This window comes from Dokdonella sp., assembly GCF_049593775.1.
Lineage (GTDB): Bacteria > Pseudomonadota > Gammaproteobacteria > Xanthomonadales > Rhodanobacteraceae > Dokdonella.
The window spans coordinates 1-6438 of record NZ_JBAWHJ010000048.1; the positions used below are offsets into that span (position 1 = coordinate 1).

Below are 6438 nucleotides of genomic sequence, written 5' to 3' on the forward strand. Positions count from 1 at the left end.
GATCCTCGGCAGGCCGACAATCTCGCGAGCGAACTCACGCGTCAGCTGATCGAATCGCGATGGACTGATGCCGAGCAGGCTGATTCGCACGAAGAGGCTCAGGATCGGCATGCGCAACGAACGAATGGCGTAGAGCGGCAGCAACAGAGGCATCACGGCCAATGCAATCAGCAGCCGCCACCATGAGCCGCGCAAGCGTGCACGGACGAACCGCGAAAAGGCATCGCCGCGCATCAGCACTCCGTCGAAATCGAACAGAACGACGCGCGGACCCTGCTCCGCCGCCAACTCGCTTGCGGCATTCTCCAGATGCGTGTCCATCAGTCGTTGAAGAACATCTGGCGAAGTGCAGCGCCGGGATCGGCGGCGCGCATGAATGTTTCACCAATCAGGAACGCATTGATGCCTGCGCCGCGCAGTCGCGCTACGTCAGCCTCCGTTGCGATCCCGCTTTCACTGACCAGGATTCGGTCCTGCGGCGCACGTGTCCTCAAGTCCACACTGGTGTCCAGCGAAACCTCGAACGTGCGCAGGTTGCGGTTGTTGACGCCGATCAGGGGCGCCGGCACATCGAGCGCTCTATCAAGCTCGGCTTCATCGTGCACTTCGACCAGAACGTCCAGATCCAGTTCGGCCGCGAGCAGGCTCAACTCGAGTAATGTTGCGTCATCGAGCGCAGCCACGATCAAGAGGATGCAGTCGGCGCCGATGGCGCGCGCTTCATACACCTGATAGCGATCAATCGTGAAATCCTTGCGCAACACCGGCAGCGAACAGGCAGCGCGCGCCTGACGCAGATACTCCTCGCTACCCTGGAAGAAGTCGGCATCGGTCAATACCGACAGACAGGCCGCACCACCGTGCTCGTAGGCTTGCGCGATCGCGGCAGGATCGAAATCAGCGCGAATCACTCCCTTGCTCGGGCTGGCTTTTTTCACCTCGGCGATCACGGCTGGCTGCCCGGATTCGATCCGCGCTTCGATCGCCGCAGCGAAGCCACGCGTGTCAGGCAGGTCAGTTGCGCGCGCCATCAACTCAGCCAGCGGAAGCCGCGCGTGGCGCTCGGCAATTTCCTCGACCTTGCGGGCCAGGATTTGATCCAGGATGTCGTTCATCGGATTTCCATCGCTCCCTGCTTTGGATCCATGCCAGCCAGGCGACGCGTAGTTTCCACGAACTCGTCCAGTTTGCGGCGGGCTGCACCACTGGCCAGGGTGGCCCGTGCGAGCGCGACACCGGCATCGATCGAAGTCACCGCATTGGAGGCGTAAAGTGCCGCACCCGCATTCAGGGTGACGATGTCGCGGGCAACCCCAGGCGTGTCATCCAGCGCCTCCAGCACCTTGGCGCGCGACTCCTCTGCGTTCTCGACACGCAACTGCGCACCGGATGCCATCGCGAAGCCGAACTGCTCGGGATGAACCTCGTATTCGTTGACGACGCCATCGCGCAACTCGCCGACCAGGGTGGCAGCACCGAGCGAAATTTCGTCCATGCCGTCCTTGCCCCAGACGACCAGCGCGTGCGTCGCACCGAGTTGCCTGAGTACACGGACGAGGATGCCGACAAGGTCAGGATGAAATACGCCGAGCAGGATATTCGGTGCACCGGCAGGATTGGTCAGCGGGCCGAGGATATTGAACAGCGTGCGCACGCCCATTTCCCGGCGTACCGGGGCAACTGCCTTCATCGCGGGATGATGGATCGGAGCGAACATGAAACCGATACCGACCTGCGCTATGCATTCGGCCACCTGGGCGGGCTGCAACTCGATCGCCGCACCGAGCGCCTCAAGCACGTCGGCACTGCCGGATTTCGAGGAGACACTGCGATTGCCATGTTTGGCGACCCGGGCCCCCGCGGCCGCCACGACGAACATCGATGCCGTCGAGATGTTGAAACTGTTGCCCCCGTCGCCTCCGGTGCCGACGATATCGACGAAATTCCCGCGCTCGGCAACCACAACCGGTGCAGCCAACTCGCGCATGACTTCAGCCGCGGCACTGATTTCCCCGATACTTTCCTTCTTGACGCGCAACCCGGTCAGGATCGCCGCTATCATCGCGTCGGATACTTCGCCGCGCATGATCTGTCGCATCAGATCGACCATCTCGTCCGGAAAGATTTCGCGGTGTTCGATGGCGCGCTGCAAGGCAAGTTGGGGAGTAATCGGCATTTCTGGTTCCGTTTATTGAACAGCGCAATGATCAAACGCCGTCCGCTTCCTGCAGTCAATCATTGGCGATGGCTGCTTGGTGATGCGGATTGGCTCGCTCAGCGATCCAGGAAGTTCTTCAGCAGCGCGTGGCCATGCTGGGTAAGGATCGATTCGGGATGAAACTGCACGCCTTCCACGGCCAATGACCGGTGGCGGAAACCCATGAGTTCATCGCGGCTGCCATCGGCATTTTCCGTCCATGCAGTCACTTCAAGGCATTCCGGCAGCGACTCCTTCTCGACCACCAGCGAATGATAGCGGGTCGCCTCGAACGGATTCGGCAAATCGCGGAATACGCCCTTGCCGGTGTGATGGATCATCGATGTCTTGCCGTGCATGATCTGTCGGGCACGCACGACCTTGCCGCCAAAGGCCTGGCCAATGGACTGATGCCCCAGGCAAACACCGAAGATGGGTACCGTCGCGGATAGCTCGTGAAGCACATCCAGCGACACGCCTGCCTCGTTGGGCGTACAAGGCCCCGGTGAAATCACGATGCTCGATGGCCTCAGCTCGGCGATCTGCGCTGCTGTCAGCTCGTCGTTGCGGACCACCTTCACGTCCTCGCCGAGCTCGCCGAAATACTGCACGAGGTTGAAGGTGAAGCTGTCGTAGTTGTCGATCATCAGCAACATCAGGATCACGCGGCCCTTGGTCTCTCTGGATCAGCCGGCCCCGTCGGTGGATGGAGCCAGAATGGCCTGCGATTGCCGCAGTTGGCGTGCGCAGGGCCGCGAATTGTGCCTGATCGGACCTTCTTGTGCGTTGATGGCATCCAGAGCATGGGGCGTTGCTTGTTGACGCGTGGCCGCCAAAGCGTCGGTTCGGCCGGGCAAGCGACGGATGGACTAGAGCTCCGTAGCCTTGGACGCGGGCGGGTCCGACCGTTACGGATCGGGTGAATGAACACGCCAGAGGAGAGTCGTACCGAGGACAGCCGAAGCTATTGAGGCAGCGAAGATGGCCAGCTTGGCCGCGTCGAATTCGGCCGCTCCGGGCAAGGCCTGACCGGCGATGAACAGCGGCATCGTGAAGCCGATGCCGGCCAGCGCGCCCGCACCCCCGAGTTGCGCCCAGGAGTAATTCGCGGGCTTGATGGCGAGGCCAATACCTACCGCCAACGCGGCACGCTGTTGGCACTGGTTCGTGGGTCTGGATGACGATTTATTGCTGTTTCTGGATCGCCCGGTTTCGAAATGAGGCAATGAAAGGCATGGCCGCAGCGAGCGGCCATGCCGGCATGAGTCAAATCAGCTGCGGAGGAATTCGAGAAGATCCGCGTTGAGCTTGTCCTTGTCGGTGTCGGCAAGCCCATGCGCGCCGCCCGGATAGATCTTCAGGGTCGAGTTCTTGACCAGCTTCGCCGAAAGCATGGCAGAGTCGGCGATAGGCACCACCTGGTCGTCTTCGCCGTGAATGATCAGGGTCGGCACGTCAATTTTCTTCAGATCCTCGGTGAAATCGGTTTCCGAGAACGCCTTGATGCAGTCGTAGGCGTTCTTGTGGCCTGTCTGCATGCCCAGTCGCCACCAGGCCTGGATCATGCCCTGGGAAATCTTGGCGCCGGGACGGTTGAAGCCGTAGAACGGCCCGCTCGCGATATCGAGGAAGAACTGCGAACGGTCGGCCAGGTAAGCCGTGCGGAATCCGTCGAACACATCCATGGGCAAGCCGCCCGGATTTTCCGTGGTCTTGAGCATGATCGGCGGAACAGCGCCAACGAGAACGGCTCTGGAAACGCGCTTGCTGCCGTGACGGCCGATATATCGCGCGACCTCACCGCCTCCGGTGGAGTGGCCGACCATCGTGACGGCGTTGAGATCGAGCTCTCGGAACAACTCGTCGAGATCATCGGCGTAGGTGTCCATGTCGTTACCGTTCCATGGCTGGCCAGAACGACCGTGGCCACGCCTGTCATGGGCAATGCAGCGAAAACCCTGCGAGGCCAAAAAGAACATCTGCGCTTCCCATGCATCGGCTGACAGCGGCCAACCATGGCTGAACGAAACAACGGGCCCGGAGCCCCAGTCCTTGTAGTAGATCTGAGTGCCGTCTTTGGTGGTGATGGTGTTCATGTGCTGGGTTCCTTGGTTTTGCGTTGGATGATTACGGCCAGGCTGGTTTCTTCGCGGCCGCTACGGTAGCCACCGGCAAGATCGCACCCGCTGCAAGTACAACGCTGCCGAGCAGCAGTCGTCGTCCATGGTCGTCGGTTTCGATGTCCTGCCTGTTGCGATTCATGAACTTCACTTGCAAATGCCTAGTTTGGGAATGTGGAACTTGTCGCATCGCAAGGCACGCTGCGTCACTGTCACCGCCTGACGATTGCGGGTCCGCCTACTGCACTGGATATCCTGTTCACGCGAATCCATGCTGATTTGCAGCCCGTCACGGCGATTGCAAGTTCGTGCTCAGGTTCAATGCGACCCGCAGATGACCGACAAGGTGAACCTGCAAGAGAACCCCCCCGACCTTCCGTGGTCGGGCAGGCACCTGCGCCGCTAGCTCGAATGCTGACGCGGAAAGGCAATCATCAATGTGGCTCCGAAGATTGCGGTGTTCTTCAGGAACTGGGTGATCTGGTCCTGAAACTGCGCACCCTCTGCGCTCCAGAAGGCGTGAAACACCAGCGTTGTCGGAATCAGGAATGCTGCCAGGGCGAGAGCCCCCCAGCGCGCCTTGAAGCCAGTCACAAGCATCAGCCCGGCGCCAATCTCCAGGACAACGGTGAGGACCAGCAGAACCGGTGCCATGGGCAGGCCGGCACTCGTCATCCACTGCGCAACGTACTCGAAGCCCATGACCTTGTTGATACCGGCGATCACGAACAGCAGCCCGACCAGTGCCGAGGCGACTCTATGGATCGTACGATTTTGATTGTGCATTGCGATTCTCCAGTGTCTATGTAGTGATCGGCACGTTGGTGGGCGCACGAGAGTCATTCGGCCGGCATGTCGAACAACAGGAATTCCGCATCGTGCGCGCTATCCACGACGACGCTGGCTTCGCTGCTGATCTTGAGCGCATCGCCACCCGCCAGGGCGACCCCGTTTGCCGACAGCCCGCCACGTATCACGTGCAAGTAGGCCATGCGACCGTTACCGAGCAGGTGTTCGACGCGATCTTCACCATCCACGATCGAGGCAAACACAGCCACGTCCTGGTGGACGAGTACCGAACCGTCGCGACCGTCGTTGGACGCAATCAGGCGCAGGCGTCCGCGCTTGGATTCCGCCGGAAAGTTCTTCTCCTCGTAGCTCGGCGCAATTCCTCGGCGTTCCGGAAGGATCCAGATCTGCAGGAAGTGCACGGACTCGCTGGACGAGTGGTTGAACTCGCTGTGCTGCACGCCGGTTCCTGCACTCATGCGCTGGACATCGCCATATCGAATCACCGATCCGGTGCCCATGCTGTCCTTGTGTTCGAGGGCACCATCGAGAACATAGGAGATGATCTCCATGTCCTGATGGCCGTGTGTTCCAAAGCCCTGGCCGGGCTGCACGCGATCCTCATTGATCACGCGCAGCGGACCGAAGCCCATGTGGGCAGGATCGTGGTAGCCGGCGAACGAGAAGCTGTGGCGCGAAGACAGCCAGCCATGCTCGGCTGGGCCGCGATCGTCGCTTTTTCGGACCTGTAACATGACGACTCTCCTTGTATAGTGCAAAATATCGAAACATCGAATTTCCCCGATATTTCGGCCGACACACCGAGGTGCTCGGGATGTCGCGTATTGTCCTCGTGCAGATTTCACTTGAAAAGCGAGTAATTTCCGTGTCTATGATCGAATTTTTCGAATGTTACGTCTGAGCCTGGATGCGCTGCAGGTCGTTGATGCCATTGATCGGCGCGGAACGTTCTCGGCCGCCGCGCGCGAGCTGTTCCGCGTGCCTTCAACGGTTTCCTACACTGTGGCCAAGCTTGAAGATGATCTCGGCGTGGCGGTGTTTGAGCGCCATGGCCCGCGTGTCATGCTTACCAGTGCCGGCCAGGAGCTGCTTCGCGAAGGCAGGCACCTGCTCAAGGCCGCCCAGGATCTCGAACATCGGGTCCGCCGCGTCGCCTCGGGCTGGGAGACCGAATTTGCGATCGGCATGGATTCGATGTTTCCGCCGATCAGCCTGCAGTCGGATATTGCCGCCTTCTACGAGGTTGCCGACCAGACCCGCCTGCGTATCGGCGTCGACTCGCTTAGCGGACCCTGGGAATCCCTGCTCGAA

At 60.6% G+C, this 6438-nt stretch carries 10 protein-coding genes; 1 reads left to right on the plus strand and 9 read right to left on the minus strand.

Annotated features, from left to right (window positions below):
- The 9 genes from WBP53_RS01800 to WBP53_RS01840 all read right to left on the minus strand — a co-directional run.
- The coding region (locus tag WBP53_RS01800; protein WP_423925332.1) for an HAD family hydrolase at positions 1-321 on the minus strand (321 nt) is incomplete at its 3' end.
- Entirely contained in the window at positions 321-1115 is a 795-nt protein-coding gene (trpC, locus tag WBP53_RS01805; RefSeq protein WP_423925334.1) for an indole-3-glycerol phosphate synthase TrpC, read from the minus strand. The genes trpC and WBP53_RS01800, both read right to left, overlap by 1 nt.
- The gene (gene trpD, locus WBP53_RS01810; RefSeq protein ID WP_423925336.1) at positions 1112-2176 is read right to left on the minus strand and encodes an anthranilate phosphoribosyltransferase; all 1065 of its coding nucleotides are present in this window, start codon (positions 2174-2176) and stop codon (positions 1112-1114) included. The genes trpC and trpD overlap by 4 nt, the downstream gene beginning before the upstream one ends.
- 98 nt (positions 2177-2274) lie before the next feature.
- The gene (locus WBP53_RS01815) at positions 2275-2853 is read right to left on the minus strand and encodes an anthranilate synthase component II (RefSeq protein WP_423925338.1); all 579 of its coding nucleotides are present in this window, start codon (positions 2851-2853) and stop codon (positions 2275-2277) included.
- A gap of 252 nt (positions 2854-3105) precedes the next feature.
- Positions 3106-3339 (minus strand): Na+/H+ antiporter NhaA, encoded by a 234-nt coding sequence (locus WBP53_RS01820; protein WP_423925340.1) that lies wholly within the window; start codon positions 3337-3339, stop codon positions 3106-3108.
- Between the two features lie 129 nt (positions 3340-3468).
- A complete protein-coding gene (locus WBP53_RS01825) occupies positions 3469-4293 on the minus strand; it encodes an alpha/beta fold hydrolase (protein ID WP_423925342.1) in 825 nt (274 codons plus the stop codon).
- A 31-nt stretch (positions 4294-4324) separates the two neighbouring features.
- Positions 4325-4459: a hypothetical protein gene (locus WBP53_RS01830; RefSeq protein WP_423925344.1), complete on the minus strand. Its 135-nt coding sequence runs from the start codon at positions 4457-4459 to the stop codon at positions 4325-4327.
- 260 nt (positions 4460-4719) lie between these two features.
- Complete coding sequence (locus WBP53_RS01835) at positions 4720-5103, minus strand: DoxX family protein (protein ID WP_423925346.1); 384 nt, start codon at positions 5101-5103, stop codon at positions 4720-4722.
- Positions 5104-5156: 53 nt separating this feature from the next.
- Positions 5157-5861 carry a pirin family protein gene (locus WBP53_RS01840; RefSeq protein WP_423925348.1) on the minus strand — a complete coding sequence of 235 codons (705 nt, stop codon included), beginning with the start codon at positions 5859-5861 and terminating at the stop codon, positions 5157-5159.
- 154 nt (positions 5862-6015) lie between these two features.
- On the opposite strand from WBP53_RS01840, the gene WBP53_RS01845 reads away from it, so the two are divergent.
- On the plus strand, positions 6016-6438 hold a 423-nt coding region (locus WBP53_RS01845; protein ID WP_423925350.1), incomplete at its 3' end, for a LysR family transcriptional regulator.

What these genes read in the sequence shown, in the direction of transcription:
- trpC (WP_423925334.1), bottom strand. Translation starts at nt 1,115, where the DNA reads ATGAACGACATCCTGGATCAAATCCTGGCCCGCAAGGTCGAGGAAATT.
- WBP53_RS01815 (WP_423925338.1), bottom strand. Translation starts at nt 2,853, where the DNA reads ATGTTGCTGATGATCGACAACTACGACAGCTTCACCTTCAACCTCGTG.
- WBP53_RS01825 (WP_423925342.1), bottom strand. Translation starts at nt 4,293, where the DNA reads ATGAACACCATCACCACCAAAGACGGCACTCAGATCTACTACAAGGAC.
- WBP53_RS01840 (WP_423925348.1), bottom strand. Translation starts at nt 5,861, where the DNA reads ATGTTACAGGTCCGAAAAAGCGACGATCGCGGCCCAGCCGAGCATGGC.
- WBP53_RS01830 (WP_423925344.1), bottom strand. Translation starts at nt 4,459, where the DNA reads ATGAATCGCAACAGGCAGGACATCGAAACCGACGACCATGGACGACGA.
- WBP53_RS01835 (WP_423925346.1), bottom strand. Translation starts at nt 5,103, where the DNA reads ATGCACAATCAAAATCGTACGATCCATAGAGTCGCCTCGGCACTGGTC.
- trpD (WP_423925336.1), bottom strand. Translation starts at nt 2,176, where the DNA reads ATGCCGATTACTCCCCAACTTGCCTTGCAGCGCGCCATCGAACACCGC.